The sequence below is a fragment of the Anoxybacillus gonensis genome, from assembly GCF_001187595.1.
GTDB classification, from domain to species: Bacteria; Bacillota; Bacilli; order Bacillales; family Anoxybacillaceae; genus Anoxybacillus; species Anoxybacillus gonensis.
In genome coordinates, this window is record NZ_CP012152.1 from 1,902,895 (window position 1) to 1,922,018 (window position 19,124).

General features: G+C 39.7%; 20 protein-coding genes. 4 read left to right on the top strand and 16 right to left on the bottom strand.

The features are described from left to right. Nucleotides 1–6: 6 nt before the first annotated feature. The 3 genes from comGB to AFK25_RS10020 all read right to left on the bottom strand — a co-directional run bounded on the left by comGB (nt 7) and on the right by AFK25_RS10020 (nt 2,575). Nucleotides 7–1,038, bottom strand: a complete 1,032-nt coding sequence (comGB, locus tag AFK25_RS10010) for a competence type IV pilus assembly protein ComGB (RefSeq protein WP_035066761.1) — start codon at nt 1,036–1,038, stop codon at nt 7–9. Continuing rightward, nucleotides 1,022–2,092 carry a competence type IV pilus ATPase ComGA gene (gene comGA / locus AFK25_RS10015; protein ID WP_026011547.1) on the bottom strand — a complete coding sequence of 357 codons (1,071 nt, stop codon included), beginning with the start codon at nt 2,090–2,092 and terminating at the stop codon, nt 1,022–1,024. Before comGA ends, comGB begins: the two co-directional genes overlap by 17 nt. Nucleotides 2,093–2,203: 111 nt before the next feature. Further along, entirely contained in the window at nt 2,204–2,575 is a 372-nt protein-coding gene (locus tag AFK25_RS10020; RefSeq protein ID WP_009373947.1) for a Spx/MgsR family RNA polymerase-binding regulatory protein, read from the bottom strand. 187 nt (nt 2,576–2,762) lie between these two features. Between AFK25_RS10020 and AFK25_RS10025 the strand changes: the two genes are divergently transcribed. Then, a complete protein-coding gene (locus AFK25_RS10025) occupies nt 2,763–3,461 on the top strand; it encodes a helix-turn-helix transcriptional regulator (RefSeq protein ID WP_035066758.1) in 699 nt (232 codons plus the stop codon). A 69-nt stretch (nt 3,462–3,530) separates the two neighbouring features. Then, nucleotides 3,531–3,773: a DUF2626 domain-containing protein gene (locus tag AFK25_RS10030; RefSeq protein ID WP_009373952.1), complete on the top strand. Its 243-nt coding sequence runs from the start codon at nt 3,531–3,533 to the stop codon at nt 3,771–3,773. Nucleotides 3,774–3,801: 28 nt separating this feature from the next. Here AFK25_RS10030 and AFK25_RS10035 read toward each other — a convergent pair whose 3' ends face one another. Further along, complete coding sequence (locus AFK25_RS10035) at nt 3,802–4,905, bottom strand: class I SAM-dependent methyltransferase (RefSeq protein WP_049720895.1); 1,104 nt, start codon at nt 4,903–4,905, stop codon at nt 3,802–3,804. 115 nt (nt 4,906–5,020) lie between these two features. Then, nucleotides 5,021–5,653: an MBL fold metallo-hydrolase gene (locus AFK25_RS10040; protein ID WP_009373954.1), complete on the bottom strand. Its 633-nt coding sequence runs from the start codon at nt 5,651–5,653 to the stop codon at nt 5,021–5,023. Between the two features lie 131 nt (nt 5,654–5,784). Between AFK25_RS10040 and AFK25_RS10045 the strand changes: the two genes are divergently transcribed. Next, on the top strand, nt 5,785–5,970 hold the full coding sequence (locus tag AFK25_RS10045; protein WP_009373955.1) for a DUF2759 domain-containing protein: 186 nt from the start codon (nt 5,785–5,787) through the stop codon (nt 5,968–5,970). A gap of 26 nt (nt 5,971–5,996) precedes the next feature. On the opposite strand, the gene AFK25_RS10050 is transcribed toward AFK25_RS10045, so the two are convergent. The 5 genes from AFK25_RS10050 to AFK25_RS10070 form a co-directional block, all read right to left on the bottom strand. Continuing rightward, complete coding sequence (locus AFK25_RS10050; RefSeq protein ID WP_026011545.1) at nt 5,997–6,866, bottom strand: M14 family metallopeptidase; 870 nt, start codon at nt 6,864–6,866, stop codon at nt 5,997–5,999. Nucleotides 6,867–6,961: 95 nt separating this feature from the next. Beyond that, nucleotides 6,962–8,824: an LTA synthase family protein gene (locus AFK25_RS10055; protein WP_009373957.1), complete on the bottom strand. Its 1,863-nt coding sequence runs from the start codon at nt 8,822–8,824 to the stop codon at nt 6,962–6,964. 272 nt (nt 8,825–9,096) lie between these two features. Further along, on the bottom strand, nt 9,097–10,062 hold the full coding sequence (locus AFK25_RS10060; RefSeq protein WP_035066738.1) for an ROK family glucokinase: 966 nt from the start codon (nt 10,060–10,062) through the stop codon (nt 9,097–9,099). Further along, nucleotides 10,047–10,280 (bottom strand): YqgQ family protein, encoded by a 234-nt coding sequence (locus AFK25_RS10065; protein WP_009373964.1) that lies wholly within the window; start codon nt 10,278–10,280, stop codon nt 10,047–10,049. Before AFK25_RS10065 ends, AFK25_RS10060 begins: the two co-directional genes overlap by 16 nt. 109 nt (nt 10,281–10,389) lie before the next feature. Continuing rightward, complete coding sequence (locus AFK25_RS10070; RefSeq protein WP_009373966.1) at nt 10,390–11,835, bottom strand: spore germination protein; 1,446 nt, start codon at nt 11,833–11,835, stop codon at nt 10,390–10,392. A gap of 121 nt (nt 11,836–11,956) precedes the next feature. On the opposite strand from AFK25_RS10070, the gene AFK25_RS10075 reads away from it, so the two are divergent. Continuing rightward, nucleotides 11,957–12,817, top strand: a complete 861-nt coding sequence (locus tag AFK25_RS10075) for a hypothetical protein (RefSeq protein ID WP_035066735.1) — start codon at nt 11,957–11,959, stop codon at nt 12,815–12,817. Here AFK25_RS10075 and AFK25_RS10080 read toward each other — a convergent pair. From AFK25_RS10080 to AFK25_RS10105, 6 genes are all read right to left on the bottom strand, one after another. Beyond that, nucleotides 12,788–14,341 (bottom strand): rhomboid family protein, encoded by a 1,554-nt coding sequence (locus AFK25_RS10080; RefSeq protein ID WP_049720896.1) that lies wholly within the window; start codon nt 14,339–14,341, stop codon nt 12,788–12,790. The genes AFK25_RS10075 and AFK25_RS10080 overlap by 30 nt on opposite strands. A gap of 35 nt (nt 14,342–14,376) precedes the next feature. Further along, nucleotides 14,377–14,562 (bottom strand): hypothetical protein, encoded by a 186-nt coding sequence (locus tag AFK25_RS10085; protein ID WP_009373971.1) that lies wholly within the window; start codon nt 14,560–14,562, stop codon nt 14,377–14,379. Between the two features lie 76 nt (nt 14,563–14,638). Continuing rightward, nucleotides 14,639–15,589 carry an L-lactate dehydrogenase gene (locus tag AFK25_RS10090; RefSeq protein ID WP_009373973.1) on the bottom strand — a complete coding sequence of 317 codons (951 nt, stop codon included), beginning with the start codon at nt 15,587–15,589 and terminating at the stop codon, nt 14,639–14,641. A gap of 158 nt (nt 15,590–15,747) precedes the next feature. Then, nucleotides 15,748–16,320 (bottom strand): 5-formyltetrahydrofolate cyclo-ligase, encoded by a 573-nt coding sequence (locus AFK25_RS10095; RefSeq protein WP_035066732.1) that lies wholly within the window; start codon nt 16,318–16,320, stop codon nt 15,748–15,750. A gap of 54 nt (nt 16,321–16,374) precedes the next feature. Continuing rightward, entirely contained in the window at nt 16,375–16,524 is a 150-nt protein-coding gene (gene rpmG, locus AFK25_RS10100; protein ID WP_004889517.1) for a 50S ribosomal protein L33, read from the bottom strand. Nucleotides 16,525–16,604: 80 nt separating this feature from the next. Continuing rightward, nucleotides 16,605–18,995, bottom strand: a complete 2,391-nt coding sequence (locus AFK25_RS10105) for a sugar phosphate nucleotidyltransferase (RefSeq protein WP_035066729.1) — start codon at nt 18,993–18,995, stop codon at nt 16,605–16,607. Nucleotides 18,996–19,124: the final 129 nt, after the last annotated feature.

Genomic DNA, 19,124 nt, shown 5'->3' on the forward strand with positions numbered 1-19,124 from the left:
CCCCCTCTATATATGATTTAACAGTTGAAAAATAGGCCACAACATAGCGATATACATCAAAACGACAAAAATACCGATACAACTAAGCAACAGTGGTTGCGTAATATATACAATTTTTCTTAGACGGTTTTCTAATTTTTGCAACGAAAACTGGCTATAATGAAATAATTCTTGTACTAATTCTCCGTTCGACTGCCCGTGACGGATGACAAATGATAGTTCCTTTTCGTAATACTTCCGTTGCTGAATCATTTCATCTAGCTTCTCACCTGCACATAGTTGCTGTTTCATGATTTTTGCTTCTTCTTTTAGTAATGGGAGGTGGGATTGATGCTCAAAAATTTGTAGCGCCTCATAAATGGACAGCCCTCCTTTTAACAAGTGGCTTAATTGTAACGAAAACACTTGCGTATGAAATGACACAATCCATGAACGGACGAGAGGGAGCTTCATAAACAAATCTATTTGTTTATGAATAGGCCATGAACGAACGAAAAGCAAATAAAACAATCCTAAAAAAGCAAACATGATAAACGCAACGGAAAGTATACGTGGAAGCCATATAGTGACAGTAAAAAGGAATGTAGAAAAAGATGAGCGAGCATGAAACGAAGAAAGAAGATGAGAAAACTGTGGAGCTAATACTTGCTGAAACATGAAAAACATCATGATACAGAAACTAAAAAGAAATAATGGATAACGCAACATACGCTTCACTTGCTCGATGTATGTTGCCCTCATTTGTCCAATTTCCCCTGCTTCAATAAATCCGTGAGCAAGTTGTCCATGTTGCTCGGCAAAAAAGACATAGGCTAAAAGATGAGAATGAAATTGCATGCGAGAAAAAGCTTCATGAATCGGTACGCCTGCTCGCAACGCATGTACACAATCGTCAAGATCGCGTTGCTTTGCAGGAGGTTGCTGAATTTGCAAAAACTCAATCGCTTGAGCAAGCGAATACCCTTTACTAAGCAATTTACCGAGTTGGAGAAAAAACGCGCTTTGCTCCTGCAACGACCAATTACAACGCCGCTTCATCTAACAACCAACTCTCAATGGTGCTTTCATGTAAAAAACCGAGTGCAATTCCTTTTTTAATCACATCTTTTAATCGAGTGTACATATATGTCGCCTGCTCTCCTTTCGCCGCTCTCATTGCTTGCGCCAGTTCATTTCCATATAGCAGCTCATAAACAGCTGCTCGCCGGACAGGTCGATACTGTCGACAAAAAGGTGAGCACTCTCCTTCACAAAACGGACATTTTAATTGTACAAGACGTTGCGCTGTTACAGCGACTAACGTTTGGGCCATTTCTTGAAATGGCACACCGAACTCAAGAAGGCGATAAATCGCTCCAACCGCATCTTTCGTATGCATAGTTGTTAAGACGAGATGTCCTGTTAATGAGGCGCGAACGGCAATTCGCGCAGTCTCCGCATCACGAATTTCCCCAACCATAATGACATCTGGATCGTGGCGGAGAATCGCTTTTAACCCTGCCGCATACGTAATACCCGCTTTTTCGTTTACTTGCACTTGCAATACATCTTCCGCCCGCTTTTCAACCGGATCTTCTAGCGTAATGACATTTCGTTGAAAATGGTGACGACATACGTTTAACAAACTGTATAGCGTTGTCGTTTTCCCAGATCCAGTCGGTCCTGTGAAAATAATAAGCCCATGAGAATAGTTTAATAAGGCGAGCAACTTTTTTACGGTTGAAGGAAAGAGCGCGAGTTGTTTAAGCGGAAGAAATGAGTGTAACGGAAGCAAGCGGATAACTAAGCTTTCATCATAGATGGTAGGCAACGTTGATAACCGAAGATGTATCGTCGTGTGGGTGAGGTTCATTTCCATCGCTCCGCTTTGCGGACGACGACGTTCTCCAATATCCATATCAGCGAGAAATTTAAAGTGGGCAAGCAAACGTTCACATGTCTGTTTCGATAACACATTTTTTGTAACGAGCATTCCCCCTAAGCGAAATTGCACAAGCGCATCTTGTTTGCGTGGAACGATATGAATGTCGGAAGCTTGAAGCATATAAGCTTCTTCAATCAGGCGATCAGCTAGCCGTTCAATAGCCTGCAACGCCATCCCCCTTTCTTCATTTTTTCGCCTTCATTATTCAACATGTTTCGCCAAATTCCTTCTTCATTCGTAAAAAATTCAAAAAAATATTCACCCATATGCGGGTGAACGTCATGAAACACATGCGCGCCGATATTTTTTCGCGATGTTTTTTAACGCTGACGGGTTATAGCCAACAACGAGCCGCTTGCCATCTGTAACAATTGGACGGCGAAGGAGACGAGGTTCTTTCACAAGTAGCTCGACAACTTTCGATAACGGCCACTCTTCAACATTTTCAACAAGCTGCTTAAACGATTGACTGCGTGTTGCTAAAATCTCATCGATTCCTTCCGTCGTCAGTGACAATAAATGCAATAACTCTTCATAGGTTGGTGTTTCACGAAACAAATGACGCTCACGAAATTCAATATTGTTGGCGCATAACCATTTTTTTGTTTTTCGGCACGATGTACAACTCGGATGCATATATACAGTCAGCATAACAAACACTCCTCTCTCCACTTAGTTATACATATTGTATAACATTTGTTTAACATTTGTATATAAATTTGTTTTAAAACTTTGTGAACGTTACAAAAAGATAGGTAAAAAGACCTATATATGCATTTCCATTGTGGAAATACATGTATTATAATGTAAATGAATGAACATATAGGAGTGAGACATAATGGACCAAGTATTAAAAATCACAAGCGTCCTTGCCGATCCGACTCGTTACGAAATTTATCAGTATATTGCTAGAAAACATCAAGAAGTAACCGTTCAAGAAATTGCTGATGCGTTCCATATTCATCCGAATGTCGCTCGTCTTCATTTAACAAAACTTGAAGATGTCAATATGCTTGTATCCGAAACGAAAAAGACAGGAAAAGGTGGCAGACCGAGCAGATTATATCGCCTATCTGATGATGTGATTCAGCTTCATTTTCCGTTTCGCGACTACCAGCTGTTATCAAAAATTGCGATCCATGCGATGATGAAACTCGGAGAAGCAGGGAAACAAGCGTTGTATGAAACAGGAAAGTTATTCGGTCAAGAACTTGTACAACAACACGTTCAATCGATGCAAGCGCTTGAGCAGCTAAGTGTAGAAGAAAAAATGAACATTTTACAAAAAGCAGCCGAAGCAGCAGGATTTTATCCGACATTCCATTATAGTGAAAATCAAGGGAAAATTTATTTTGAAATTTTCAACTGTCCGTTTAAAGAACTTGCATTTGCACATCCGGATTCCGTCTGTTATATGCATAATGCCTTTTTAAAAGGGATGTTAGAAGTATTGTTTACAAACGCCGAACTTGTCACAGAAGAAATTATGCCATCAGGCTGTAATTCATGTACGTATCAAGCCATTCTAAAAAAATAGAACGTTTACACAACCATTTCAAGTACATTATAATAAGTAAGGGAAACGGTCAGAAAAGGAGGGATACATATGGATCGTATGTTCCGCGTCTTGTCATTTTGGACAGGGATTTTTGCTGTCATGTTTTATCTTGGCCATATGCATACAACGTCATTATTGTTCCTCGGCCAAACAGGGTTCTTTCTTTTGTTAAGCTACTTAAAATTAACAGAAAGAATGTACATTTACATTTTCGGTGCGTACTTAACGGTCTTTTTTGCCGGATTTACGTACTGGACAACGTTTATGATGGTCCCTGGCATAGGCGAGTAAAAAGCGATGAGTGCACCTCATCGCTTTTTTATGTAAAAATAGGAACATTTATTTTCTTTTGTTGAACCATCACTTGAAATGCTTTTCCGATATCGCTCATAACGAGTGAGCGAATAGCGCGATTGTGTCGACTTTGCTCAGAAAACGGATTCGGATCATGATGTTCAATGAGTTGATTTAAAATACCTGCCTGCAATAAAAACTCATCTTGACGCCATAAATGGGTAAATGTCCAGCCCGCTTGCTCCCCATAAAAACGTAACGCATCCCATTGAATATGCGTCGTGAGATCCATTTCCCCCGGATAACGAAGCGGATCATCAATAAGCTGATGACGATAATAACCACGCAAACTGCCTTGTTTTCGTGCTGGATGTTTCCACTCTTCATCTGTATACCCATAATCAACTGTAAAAATGATCGCCTCATCAATCGCTTGATCAAGCTCAAAAATAAACTTTTTCATCGCTAACGGGATTTCAAATCGCTGCCCATCAACGAGCTGAATGTTCCGCTCAACGATATATTCAACAATTTCTTCGTTTTCAAGCGGGACGGATTGTTCAACAAGACGATCTTCCTCTACTGCAACAAAACATTCATATAGTTGGCCGTTCCGTTTTTCAATGACATGAACAGGAAAAGCATCAAATAATTCATTGCTAAATACGATGCCACAAAAAGGAGTAGAAAGCTCAGCAAAACTCGAAACAATATGTACGTGGTCGATCAATGAAGCGAGTGTTTCCGCTTGTTTTTTCCGATGATACGGACTTGTTTCAACGATCGTATATTTGCCTTTTTCAAACGTGTCTGGCGATTGGCGCTTCCACTGTTCTAAAACGGCATAAGCAAATCGACCTGTCCCTCCACCGATTTCACATATAAATGGCGGAACATGATATGTTTCTATTAAACGAATAAATACACTCGCAAATACATGACCAATGATATGTCCGACGTTGCTCGTTGTAATAAAATCTCCTGCACGTCCGATTTTTTCTTTTTGTTGCATATAATATCCGTACTGTTCATCGTACAATGCTAACTTCATGTAATCCGCGTATGACAAACGTTGATTTCTCATTTTTTCTAACATTTTTTTATCTGCACCCTTTTTCACTATTGACATAGTGTTAAATTTGTTATATTGTTAGGTTAGTAGCTTAACTATATCCCCTCCCATTATAGGAATAAAAACATCCCCCAAACCCCCTTCTCTGTATAGAGAAGGGATTTTTTTTTGCCTAAAAACCGTTCAAAAACGGATTCGTATCCATCTCTGCCCCGATCGTTGTCTCTGGACCATGACCACATAACACAACCGTTTCTTCAGGAAGAACAAGAAGCTGGCGATGTATGCTTTGCAACAGCTGTTCGTAATTTCCTCCTGGCAAATCGGTGCGACCAATGCTTCCCAAAAATAAGACGTCCCCTGATACGATCGCTTGAGCATCTTCTACGTAGTACGATACACTACCTGGGGAATGTCCCGGTGTTTCAATCACTTGAAGGGAGAAATCACCAATCGTCAATGTTTGCTCTTCTTCAAGCAACACGTCAGCTTCGTTTACAGTGATCGTTTCTCCCATAAATAATAAAGAGCCATTTTTCATCGGATCCGTAAGCCAGTATTGTTCTTTTTTATGTACATATACAGGAATGGACCATCGGTTTCTTACATCGTCCACAGCTCCAATATGGTCAAAATGAGCATGTGTAAGCAGCACAGCTAACGGTGTCCAACCGTTTGCCACAATATGTTGAATCAACTTTTCTCCTTCGCTACCTGGATCAAAAATTAAACACGTCCCATTTTCATGAACAAGCACATACGCGTTTGTTTGCAATGGACCTAAAGGAATACGTTCCCACTTCATCTCATTTTCCTCACTTTCTGTATATTCTATTCACATTGTACACGAACAACATACGTTTTGCACCTCGACAAACGTAACAAAAACGATTACAATGAAAAAGGAATAATCGGTGTACATAAGGAGGGGAAGTTATGCCAACAGGAATTATTTTAGTCGTGATTTTTACGTTAGTCACATTGCTCGCTGCTTACGGTGTCATTCGTTCGTTGCGCGAGAAAAATTTCCTCGGCGTATTGCTAGGGATCGGCACTGTTGCCGTATTCGGTTGGTTTACAATTATGACTGTTATTCATCACGGATATCCAGTTGCCCATTAAAAAGACGCCAACGTATCGGCGTCTTTTTACGTACGAGCAAGGGCGGTCATAAAAATACCGATGCTTTCATTGTAAATAGAATGAAACTGGGAAAACGGGAGCGGATTAACCCCTTCACCAAGCTCAATTGTATACCCACATCGCTTCCAATTGAAAATAAACCAATCGCGGTATCCCGCATGGCTGTCAATATACCGAACAGGTACATAACCACTCCACTTCGCAAATTCATTCACTTCTTCTTCCGCTTCGGGCGGCTCACATTGTTCATATCCCCAATAAATTTCTTTTCCTTGCGTATGAAAAGCTAATACTTTAAAAAAATCACGCTCCATTGTCAATGTTGCCATCGCTTGCACTTCTGGTTCTGTTAACGGAGAAAAACCAGGGAAATCGCGGGGAGCGGGGGTTTTGGGAGCTTTTCTTTCTTTCTCTATCTCCCATTTTGCAGGAAATTGATTGTTTAAATCTACTCCCCGAATGTTTGCTTTCCATTGTGAAAAATCTTCGTTTCCTTCGTTGATGCGCAACACTTCTTCTTCATAATGTTGAGCCGCTTTCTTTCCATGTAACACAAGATCGACTCCATCTGGATTGACCATCGGCACAATCGATAACGTCGTTTTTTTATACAATGATTGTACATCATATCCACAAAGATGTTGTTTATTCTTTAATGCTTGCACATAGTCGCGCACGAACGCCATCACAACTGCTGATGTAATCCATTCATTCGCATGAAACGACGCGTTCATGTGCACATATGTTTCTCCTTCACCAATTTGCAATTCAATGATCGGTTTGTTTAGCACACTTCGTCCGATTTCATGTATGCGAACAAACGGATCATGTTGCAATTGATCAATCTCACTCATCAATGTCGAAAAATCGTACATCGCTCTCTCCCCCTTGTTGCATTGTATGAACGATACATTTGTCCGTATGTATAGCTAGCTAAAAGAAAAAAGCTAGCCCTATCTTAAGAGCTAGCTTATTGTTTATTTTCTTGTTGTTTATTGTAGAAGCGCAACAAGTCGCCATATACAATTTTGTCAGAGTAATCAAGCTCTTGCCGCGCCTTCTCCATATACGGCTCGCAATAAGATGCATCGACTTCTGTTCCGGTTTTTTTATCGTAACATGCATTTTTCGTATATACATAATCTTTTGTCACAAAACTACCGTCACGAAGAACGACGAAATCAAGTTTATCTTTTGAGAATAAATCTTCACCAAAATGAATTTGATTGCGTGTATCAATGCCTAGCAAATGAAGCAATGTCGGCTTCACGTCAATTTGTCCAGACACTTTTGAAATTACTTTCGGTTGTTTATCTGTCACACCTGGAATATGGATGATCAACGGAACACGTTGTAATTGAACGTGATCAAATGGCGTAATCTCATCCTTCCCTAAATATTGAGCCATCGCTTTATTATGGTTTTCCGAAATGCCGTAATGGTCTCCGTAAAGAATAATGATGGAATTTTCATACAATCCTTCTTTTTTCAACTTCTCAATAAATACTTTTAACGCCTCATCCATATATCGAACCGTTGGGAAATAACGGTTTAACGTTCGGCTATTTGATGTGTACTCCGGAACCATTTTATCTTCTTCCCCTAATTCAAACGGGAAGTGGTTCGTTAATGTAATAAACTTTGTATAAAATGGTTGTGGCAACGTTTTTAAATGCTCCACAGATTGTTCAAAAAACGGAATATCTTTTAAACCCCAACCAACTGAATTTTCTTCCGTAATGTGATAGTCCGTCATCGAGAAGAAACGATCATACTTCATTGATTGATACATCACATCACGATTCCAGAAACTTTTATTATTCGCATGAAATACGGCTGAATAGTAACCGTAGTTTTTCAATATTTCTGGCGTTGCGTTATACTCATTTGTCGCATGTGTGAAAAAGACAGCGCCACGACCTAGTGGGTATAACGAGTTCTCGATGAGAAACTCAGCATCAGATGTTTTTCCTTGTCCTGTTTGATGATAGAAATTATCAAAGTAATAACTTTGTTTAATAAAGTCATTTAAAAACGGCGTAATTTCTTGTCCATTTACAGTATTGTTAATCACGAAACTTTGTAACGACTCCATCGAAACGATGATGACGTTGCGACCTTTTGCAATGCCAAACAATTGTTTATTCGGCGCTTTTTCGTTCGCATTAATATAGTTTTGAATATCTGCTAATTCACTACTATCCGCTAATGCACGTTGCGCTTTTGAACGCGACTGCAAAATAATATCATACACATGGTAGTTGTATATACCTAAGTTTTTAATTAACATTTCGCGGTCAAACGTACGCGTTAATAACTCTGGACGCTCTGTTTCCGCTAACCCTAAATTAAATAAAGCAAGGGCTGCTGTTGCAATAAAATATGTGCGACGGAATCGTTTTGTCGCTGGCACATACTGTGCAATCGATACTTTTTTATACGCCATCCAAGCAAGCAACACAACGTCGAGGAAAAAGAACATGTCAGAAACGTTCATCAATTCAAATACACTATTTCCTAAGTCGCCCATGTTGTTCGTTTGGAACAGCACAGGAATGGTAATAAAGTCACTAAAGAAGCGATAAAACATGACGTTCGCATACAAAACGAATGAAACAATGAAACTTGTTATTACAATATAGCGATTCCGTCGTTTTTCGCTCATAAATAAAGCAAGCCCGAAAATAAATAACAGGAAGCTTAATGGACTAATAAATAAAATGAACTCCTGCTTCCATGACTCAATTTTTATATCAAAACTATTTTTATAGACTAAATACGTCTTCAACCATAAAAGCAATACCGTTAAAAGAACGAAACGGTAATTTTTCATATGCTCTCCCTCCTTTAATCCACTCACATCTGATGCTTATTCTATGCTGTATGAGGCACATCCGTTTTTTTACATTTTTTTATCTTAACCAAAGACAATATTAATACTTTCTTAACAAAAAAGCAACTGTTATCTTAAACGATAAACGATATAATAGACAAGTGGCGCATCCACATATGACTGTTTTACACTTTTTCTTATGAAAATGCAAGACGTTTTTTACCGACAAATTTTCGACAAAAAAAAAAAACAGACGATTTTCTCGTCTGTTTTTACACTATATTTGTTTTTACTAGCCATGCCCCACCAATCACGCCCGCATCGTTTCCAAGCGTAGCAATGACGATGTCGGCAGCCTCAGCGACACGCGGAAACGCAAAACGTTTAAAATGGCGAGCAACCGTTTGCGCCAATAAATCTCCCGCTTTGGAAACACCGCCACCAATGACAATTTTCTCTGGATTTAAACCGTTTGCTAAGTTAGCAAGTGCTAAGCCGAGATGAAATGTCACTTCATCAACGATTTGTAGCGCAAATGCATCGTTTTCTTTCGCTGCATCAAACACATCTTTTGCTGTAATGGCTCCTGCTTCCTGCCATATGTCGCGTAAACGGCTTTGTCCGTCCGTTTGTTTCAATCGTTCTGTCGCGATGCGGACGATGCCTGTGGCTGAAGCGATCGTCTCTAAACATCCTGTTTTTCCGCAATTACAAGGTGCTCCCCCTTCAGGAATGGAAGTGATATGACCGATTTCCCCACCAGCACCGTTTGTGCCGTGAACAATTTGACCGTTTACAATCACACCGCCTCCAACACCTGTGCCAAGCGTAACGAGAATTAAATTTTTCGCACCCTCGCCCGCTCCTTTCCACATTTCTCCGATTGCTGCAATATTGGCGTCGTTATCAACAATGACAGGAAGTCCTGTTTCCATTTCTAATCGGTCTTTTATAGGAAAGTTTTTCCACCCTAAATTTACTGCTTCATAAATGTCTCCTGTCGCCATGTTGACTGGACCAGGTGCACCGATGCCAATACCGACAAGACGTTCTTTTGATTCATCTAATTCGCGCAACTTTTCATCAATCGCTTTTGCAATATGTGTTGTAATATGTTTCCCTTGTTCCGATTTATCTGTAGGAATTTCCCACTTACAAATGATTTCCCCATACATATTGACGAACGCTAATTTTACCGTCGTTCCACCTAAATCTACACCGACTAACCATTGTTCCATTGTTCTTTCATCCCTTTTTCTCTTTTTTCTCGTTCAATTTGCGCTTCATGGCGCAAAATGAGAAGCGCCATTTGGTAATCTTTCACGTCGATGAGCTGCGCTTGAAATAATTCTTTTACTTCTTCTTCCATTAATTCTAAATCAGCAAGGCGATCACCGACGTAAATGATCGTTCCATATTTTTTTAACAACTGTTGCACATCGTATACGGATTTCATTTTCTTCACCTATGCGTATAAGCGTTTTCAATCTACATATTCTAAATGTATAAGGAAAACAAAAGGTCGTCAAGAACGGAACAATGACTTTGCTATATTTTTCACACTTTTACCGATCTGGATCTTTCGGATGTAAGACCGTTGGACGACGATTTTTTAACGGAATCGGAGAGCGAATAAGCACATCGCGCATTCCGCGATACGAAAATGGAATAAACGGCCATAAATACGGGACACCGAACGATTGCATGCGCGCAAGCATCATTAACCATACAGTAATTCCAACGACATAGCCAATGACGCCAAACAACGCTGTCACAACGAGCAATGCAAGCCGAACGAGCCTGTTGGCTAACCCAAGCTCATAACTCGGTGTCGCAAACGTCCCGATCGTGGCCATCGCAAAATATAAAATAACTTCGTTAGAAAATAAGCCAACTTCCACCGCAATTCCACCAATCATTAACGCAGCAACGAGCCCAAGCGCTGTAGCTAAGGCAGATGGAGTGTGAATAGCTGCCATCCGCAACATATCTAGTCCAAATTCGATGAGCAATATTTGCCCAAACAACGGAATGTTCCCTTCACTTGATTTTGCAACGAACGATAAAGCGTGTGGAACGAGTTCTGGCGTTTTCATCCACATATACCAAAGCGGCAATAAAAAAATAGATAACCATACCGCAAGAAAACGAACGAAGCGCAAATACGCGCCAACAATCGGCTTATTTCTGTATTCTTCTGCATGTTGTAAATGATGCCAAAACGTTGCTGGTGTAATTAACACGCTCGGAGATCCATCAACAAAAATAAGCACGTGCCCTTCATATAAATGAGCAGCAGCCGTATCTGGCCTTTCTGTATATCGAACGACAGGATATGGATTAAAGTGTCGGCCTGAAATAAATTCCTCCACCGTTTTTTCTCCCATCGGCAAACCGTCTGTATCAATTTTCGCTAACGATTGTTTTACTTCTTCCACAATCGTCGAATTAGCAATATCTTCAATATAACAAACACATACGTCTGTTTTTGAACGGCGACCAATTTGCATATATTCCATTCGTAATGAACGGTCGCGTACTCGTCGTCTCGTTAATGCCGTGTTAAATACAATTGTTTCCACGTACCCATCACGTGCCCCCCGAACGACACGTTCCATATCTGGTTCTTGCGGTCCGCGTACTGGATATGTGCGTGCATCAATTAAAATCGCCTTTGCCATTCCATCTACAAACAAAGCTGTCGGCCCTGCAAGCACGCCATCAATGACCTTTTCAAAATCATCTGTTTGATCTAGTTCAACATATGGAAGATGTGTTCTTAATAATTGATGTAGCGGTTGTTCATCTAACGAGCCATCCGGTAATTCGGACAACAATTTCATTAAGTAATGGAGAATATCGTCTTTGACAAATCCGTCAATCATAAATAATGCCATATCTTTTCCGGCATAATGCACGTCTAAATAAATAACGTCAAAACTTTTCCCGACTCCAAGCTTTTCTTTCATATATGAAACGTTTTCTGAAAGACGCGAAGATACTCGATTCATTCCGATCACCTACCTTACATTTACTACCATCCATCTTTGACATATCGACATTCATTCATACATATTTCCTTTTATACACACATACATTTTTTATAAATGTAAGCTTGACCGGAGGAATGAGATGAAACGTCTATTATCACTATTTATATTGCTGTTTGTGTTTGTCGTTATCATCCAAACGTTCGAGCGACCGGCTCGTGAAACGATTATGTTTTTTCCGATCGACCCGACTGTTCGCTTTACAGAGGCTCAAACAAAATTATCGTTGCACCCAAAAAAGAAAGAAACGCGCTATATGATCGATTGGATCGTCACTTCATCACTTGATCGAACCGCCTACTTACGACAAGATATTTCTTTGTTATTTGCTAATGGGCGGCTTATTGCTATCCAATCAAAGTGGAAAGAAAACGGAAAAAAACTCATTCAGCAAAAACAAATCGAGCAAAAAGGAAGTCGATTATTTCAAGCGATTTCATACCATCAAGGAGAGTTGCATAACGGCGATGATATTCGGAGCAGTCAAAAAATGAGCGGCGATGTATTGTATGTGATCGATTCATCTTTTGCCCCGCTTCAATCGTTTCGCAAACCGACGACAAACGAACAAAAAACATGGGCAAGCGCGTTAAATAAACAAACACAAGCTATTGTCAACAAAGCGGCTAACCAAATGGCAAGCATTTTGTCAAAAGATGATTATTACCATTTGTACTTAACTGAGCTTGTTCAATATAATGAACAGCCATTTATGGATTTAACGCTAAATGAAACAGAAGTGATGATCGGAAACTTATGGGAAGGATTATATAAAAATTATTTTTTAGGCATAAAAAAACAGAACGGTGCGATTGAATCCCCAATCGGCAGTACCGTTCCACTCATTTTAATTAAAAAAGATTACAGCAAGCTGTTTGTCGTGACAGAAGCAGCAGATGGAGAACTTGTCATATTAAAGCAATTGCTCGATTTCAAACAATAATTGTTTATACTGTTCATCGTCTGGATGAATCTGCAATGCACGCTCTACTGCTTGTTTTGCTTTTTCATAATTTTTTTCTTCTGCATACAATAACGCTAAATAATAAAACGCTTCATGAAAACGGTCGTTTTTTTCGACGGCAGCATATAAATACTGTTTCGCTGCATCGTAATCTTTTTGTTGAATACGAATATACGCACGTAAAAAGTCTGCTTTATATGCTTGCGTATCTTGTTCATTGATGAGTGTTAACATTTGTTCTGCTTCACCGTATTCCCGTTCATCAATATACTGTTTTGACAATGCAAGAATGAGTTGCGCTTGATCCGCTAGCGGTCGTTGAAAGCCAATATATAAACAAATCGCCGTAACGACCGCTGTGAACAAAGCGGCCAACCATTGTCCAAGACGAGCACGCTCTTTTGGGAGATGAACGATGCTTGCAGCTAAAAATCCACCGATTAAGCCGCCAATATGGCCGGCATTATCAATATTTGGAACAACGAGACCAAACGCTAAATTAATCCCAATGACCGTCAACACATTCATGCCAATTGTTCGAAAAAACAAATGTGGATGCGCCTTTCCGAAATACAGCAAAGCTCCAAAACAGCCGAAAATCGCCCCAGACGCTCCCGCAGATACGGACGGTGAAAATAAAAAGCTAGCGAGTGAACCTGAAAAACCAGCAAAAAGATAAATGAATAAAAAACGAAGCGAACCGTACAGTTTTTCAACGAGCGGACCTAAATAGTACAATGCAAACGTATTCATAAACAAGTGCACAAAACCGATATGCAAAACGATCGGTGTAAAAAAGCGCCACCATTCCCCTTGCAAAATGAGCGGGTTAAATTTTGCTCCGTATTCAATCAATGTTCGCGTATTTGTACTTCCGCCGTTCCATTCTAAAATAAAAAACATGACGATTTGTAAAGCAATAAATACGTATGTCCATCTCGCTTTTCCGCGCTCAAATATGCTCCGTTCCTTTTCATACATTCGCTCAGCAAACGATAATACGTGTTGTTTAAACGTTTGTAATTCATGTTGTAACATCGGAGAATCATCAGGTACATATACTTTCAATGATTGATGAAACAACATGTTTAGTTCATGTAGCACGGCATACATATTGTTTATATGCATCACAAATGTTTTCATATGTACTCGTTCAGTCGTTAACGGCCGATGAACGTACAGTTCCCAATCGTCAACAGGAGGGTACATCATAGCATATATGTTAACGACTTGAAGCTGCCGACGAAATTGTCGCCTCCGCCATTCATCAACGGCAGTCATGGCGCGTTGCATATCATTTTTTAACGATACGCTCCAATCCATGTCCGTACGAACGAGACGAACGAGTGGTGCCTTTCGCTCACGGGTAGATTGCAACCAAACTTCGCGTTCATCAGGCGATAAATACACGATTTCATAGTTCGCTTGCAAAAATTGAAACATCATTTGCCAATATACAAAGTCAAAGCGAATGCTCAACCTTCCCTCTCCCTTCGCTATCATACCCTTCTTTTACCACACTCTTTTACAAAGCGCAACTATTTGTACTTTTGTAAAAATAATGTTGGTACAAGACGTTGGCGAATAAATGGAATGGACATTCCCCATTGGATGACCCGCTTTTGAACCGCTTCTCGCTTCAATATTTCATTCAATACTCGATAGCGAAACCGATAAAGAACAAGCCCAGCGACTAAAGTGACAATCAATGTTTTTCCATTCAATATGATCACCCTCCTCACGTTTACCGTTCCCTTTTCCCATCAAAATTATAAAAAGGTTGCCTCATCATGAGACAACCTATTGCAACCCAACGCGTTTCATTACATCTTTTAACACATTGGCAGAGTGAGCAAATTTTTCTTTTTCTTCTTCGTTCAATTGCAATTCGACGACTTCACGAATCCCGTTACGATTTACGATCGCTGGTACGCCAATGTACATATCGTTTTGACCATATTGTCCTTCTAAGTAAGCCGAAACAGTAAGGACGCTATTTTCGTTTTGTAAAATCGCCTTTGTTAGGCGAACAAGTCCCATAGCAATGCCGTAGTACGTCGCACCTTTTCGTTCAATAATTTGATACGCAGCATCGCGTACGTTCACAAAAATGTTATCTAAATCTTCTTGTTTATATTGTGGTTTTTCTTTCATCATATCAGCAATTGGGCGGCAGCCGATAAATGCATGGCTCCAAACAGGCAATTCTGTATCGCCATGTTCCCCAATAATATAAGCATGTACGTTACGTGTATCAACATCGAAATATTCCCCTAGCAAATAACGGAAACGAGCTGTATCTAAAATCGTTCCTGAACCGATGACGCGCTCTTTCGGTAAGCCAGAAAACTTCCATGTTGCATATGTTAAAATGTCAACTGGATTGGTTGCAACGAGAAAAATGCCATTAAATCCGCTCGCCATGACTTGATCAATAATGTTTTTGAAAATTTTCGTGTTTTTCTCCACTAAATCTAATCGTGTTTCTCCCGGTTTTTGATTTGCCCCTGCTGTTAACACAACAAGATCAGCATCTTTGCAGTCTTCATAATTACCAAACCAAATTTTTGTTGGCGATGGAGCGAACGGCATACCGTGGTTTAAGTCCATCGCATCCCCTTCAGATTTTTCTTTATTAATATCAATAAGAACAAGCTCTTCTGTCACCCCTTGGTTTAAAAGGGCAAACGCATAACTTGAACCGACAAAACCGGTCCCAACTAAAACAACACGATTTACTTTATTTGACATATTCCTTCCACCTTTCATTATATATCATTTTACAATATGTGCATTGTTTATCTGTTTCACAATTACATTGTACACTGTTTCACAAAGTTTATGAGGCATGAATTATTAACATTTTGTTAATTTTTTCTCCTGTACAATATGAAAGCGCTTATGCTGTTTTATGTTTCGCTTTCACAAACGATTATTCCTTCATTCGTAATCATCTTTTGAACAGGAATATCATGTTGTTCAATCGGCAACATAGAAACAATTTGACAATCGTATGCAATAGAAAGGGTGTCGTTCGGAAAATCGACTAAATAACGATCGTAATATCCTCCACCGTAGCCAAGACGATACCCTTGCCGAACGAAAGCAAGACCTGGAACGAATAGTAGCTCCATTTCATGTTTTTGTACTTCTCTCGTTTCTTCTACAATCGGTTCATATAAATCAAAAAAAGTGCGTTCTATTTGTTGAAAACAATCAATTTCTCGAAACGTCATTTGTTTTGTTGCGACATCGCATTTCGGAATCGCAACCTTTTTTCCTTCTTGCCACGCTCGTTCAATAATACAAATCGTATCTACTTCAATTTGTCGTGAAATCGTGATACCGATCATCTGTGCCTTTTGCCAACCATGTTGCTGAAATAATATATCGTAAATGACGTTCTCTTTTTTCTTTCGCTCTTCTTTTGTCATATGTAAGAGACGTCGTTTCATTTGTTGTCGTAATTGTTTCTTATTCATTATCCTTCCCCCTATTTTATAAAAAAATAAGCAGCAGGAAAAAAATCCTACTGCTTACTTCGTTTCACGATGAACTGTTGCTTTTTTGTCTCGTGGGCAATATTTTTTCAATTCAAGGCGCTCTGGGTTATTGCGCTTATTTTTTGTTGAAATATAGTTGCGTTCGCCGCATTCTGTGCATGCTAACGTAATATTTACACGCATCGTTCTTTCCCTCCAAACAAAAGTATTGTAATCATACCTTTCCATCATATCATTTTTCTTAAACAATTTCCATATGAATTTTATACGTTTTGATATTGCCGAATTTTCTTTATATAGTATTTTGTATATTCTTTTGCTTTTTGAGCGTTTGTTGCTTGTGAATAAATCGTTAACGTCGGTTCATCTACCTTTGGCAAAATAAGCGTCCATGACCCATCTTCATGGTGCACTTTTACACCATCTGTGAAATCAACATGTTTGTCATACGATTCTTCTAACAATTTACGCATCACTGCTGCACGTTCATTCCACGGGCAATAAACATCGCGACATGATAAATGAAGCGTCGGAATAGACGAAATAACCGTGCGGAGAGAACAACGTTCAATAGCTAACAAATGAAACAGCTGCACACACGCATACAATCCATCAAAATAAAAATGAAATGGTTCATGGTGATGAGCAAACAAAAAATCTCGTCTCGCATCTTTCACATACACGATATCGCCGTGTAAACGTTCTGCTAACGTATGCAACATCGATGGAGCCCAAGAAGGAACAGCTACTTTTTTCGTTTCATGAAACAAAAGCGATACTAATACGTGTAATGAAATGACTTCTTCGTTCGTCAATGCCGTTCCTTGTCCGTCAAAAATTCGAAAACGTTCGCCTGAACGATCAAATGCGATCCCAAAATGAGCGTGCTCTCGTTTAATTTGCTTGCCAATATGTTCGTCATCTCGATGTTCTGTCCAAACGACTTGAATGGCAAACGACTGAAGTGTATGTTCAATGATTTCCCGCAGTAAAGGGGAACTACAAACAACGACTTTCCATTGTTCCGATGACGAAAAAGGAACCCATTGTCGTAAGGCACGAACGTACAATTCGTCTTTTTCCTTTTGTTTCATCGCTTCACCGATTGTTGTCACGGACACGTAACAAGCATGTTCATGTTTCATTTGTTGTTCAATGGCTCGTTCCATCGCTCGATCGATCGGGTAGCCGTATTCATCATGGATGTCAACGATCAATTCATCATGTTCATTCATCGTAATAAATACACCGCCATCATACTGTTTATGGGGCACAATATAACGAAAAGCTGGCAAATATCCACCTTCATATATATTTGTATGGATGCCATACATGTGTAAACATTCGGCAAATAACATGCCCATCGCTCTCGAAAATGGATGGCCGTCAAAGCCAATTAATATGCGGCTTTCCTTTTCACATAAGCTACTGTACGCGGAAGCAAGCCTCGTCATAAACAGCGGATGGGCATCAATATATGCCCGCACTTTCATTCCTTGTTCACTAAACGACGTTTTCGTATGTTGTTCCCCCCATACGATCGAATGTTTCACTTTCGTTTTTTCGGCAATTGTTTTATTCGGCCAAATTTTCGCTTCATGCTGCACTTTCACTTTATTTTCTAGTTTGCATTTTGTTCCGATGACCGCATAATCAAATATTTCATTTTTTTTGCCAATGTACACATCATTAGCAACGATCGCCCCGCGCAATTCACTATGTTGATCAATATATACGTCGGACCAAACAATAGATCGTTTTAACGATGCATGTTTACTAATGACTGAGCGTGGACCGATGACCGTGTAAGGCCCAACTGTGGCAAATTCATCGATACGAACATCATCCCCAATGATGATTGGCCCTTCTAATTTTACCTCGCGTGCAATCTTAACCCCTCTTCCCACCCATACATTCGGGACCATTTCTTTATAGTGAGAAGGAACGAAACGTTGATTGAGTAAATCGATATGTGTTTGATGATATTGCTCAATGACGCCAATATCGGACCAATATCCATCTGCTTGCCATCCGTATATCGGGTATTCGTGTTGAATGAGATATGGAAAAAGATGTTGGCTAAAATCGTAAGGTGGATGTTGTGGCATATGATCAAAAATAGCTGGATGACAAATGTAAATCCCTGTATTCACCAAATCGGTACACACTTCATTCCATTTTGGTTTTTCTACAAAATGAATAATTTTCCCATGTCGATCTGTTACAATTCCACCGTATGAAAGAGGAGTCGCTTCGTGGTGCATCAGAACGGTAACTAATGCTTGTTTGGAGAAATGGAAATTGATCGCTTGCTGTAAATCAATCGTCGTCAACGTATCTGCACTAATGACGACAAATGTATCGTCTAAAAACGACTGAGCATGTTTTACACTTCCCGCCGTTCCAAGCGGCGTCGTCTCTTCGAAATAATGAAGATGTACACCAAATCGGCGTCCATCCCCAAAATATTCAATAATTTCGTCGCTTAAATATTGAACCGTTACAGCAATGTTTGTAATTCCGTATTGTTTTAACCACTCAATACTATACTCCATCACAGGTTTATTCATAATCGGTACAATTGGCTTCGGAACATGGCAAGTTAACGGACGTAGCCGCGTTCCTCTTCCCCCTGCCATAATAACCGCTTTCACAACAAATCCCCCCCAAGTGAAAGCACACTTTTTTCCATCATATCATGACAACTACTTGCGGACAATAGATGAAAATTGTCGATTTGACACGAAAATGATGCATGATCGCTACATTCCTATGTATAATAA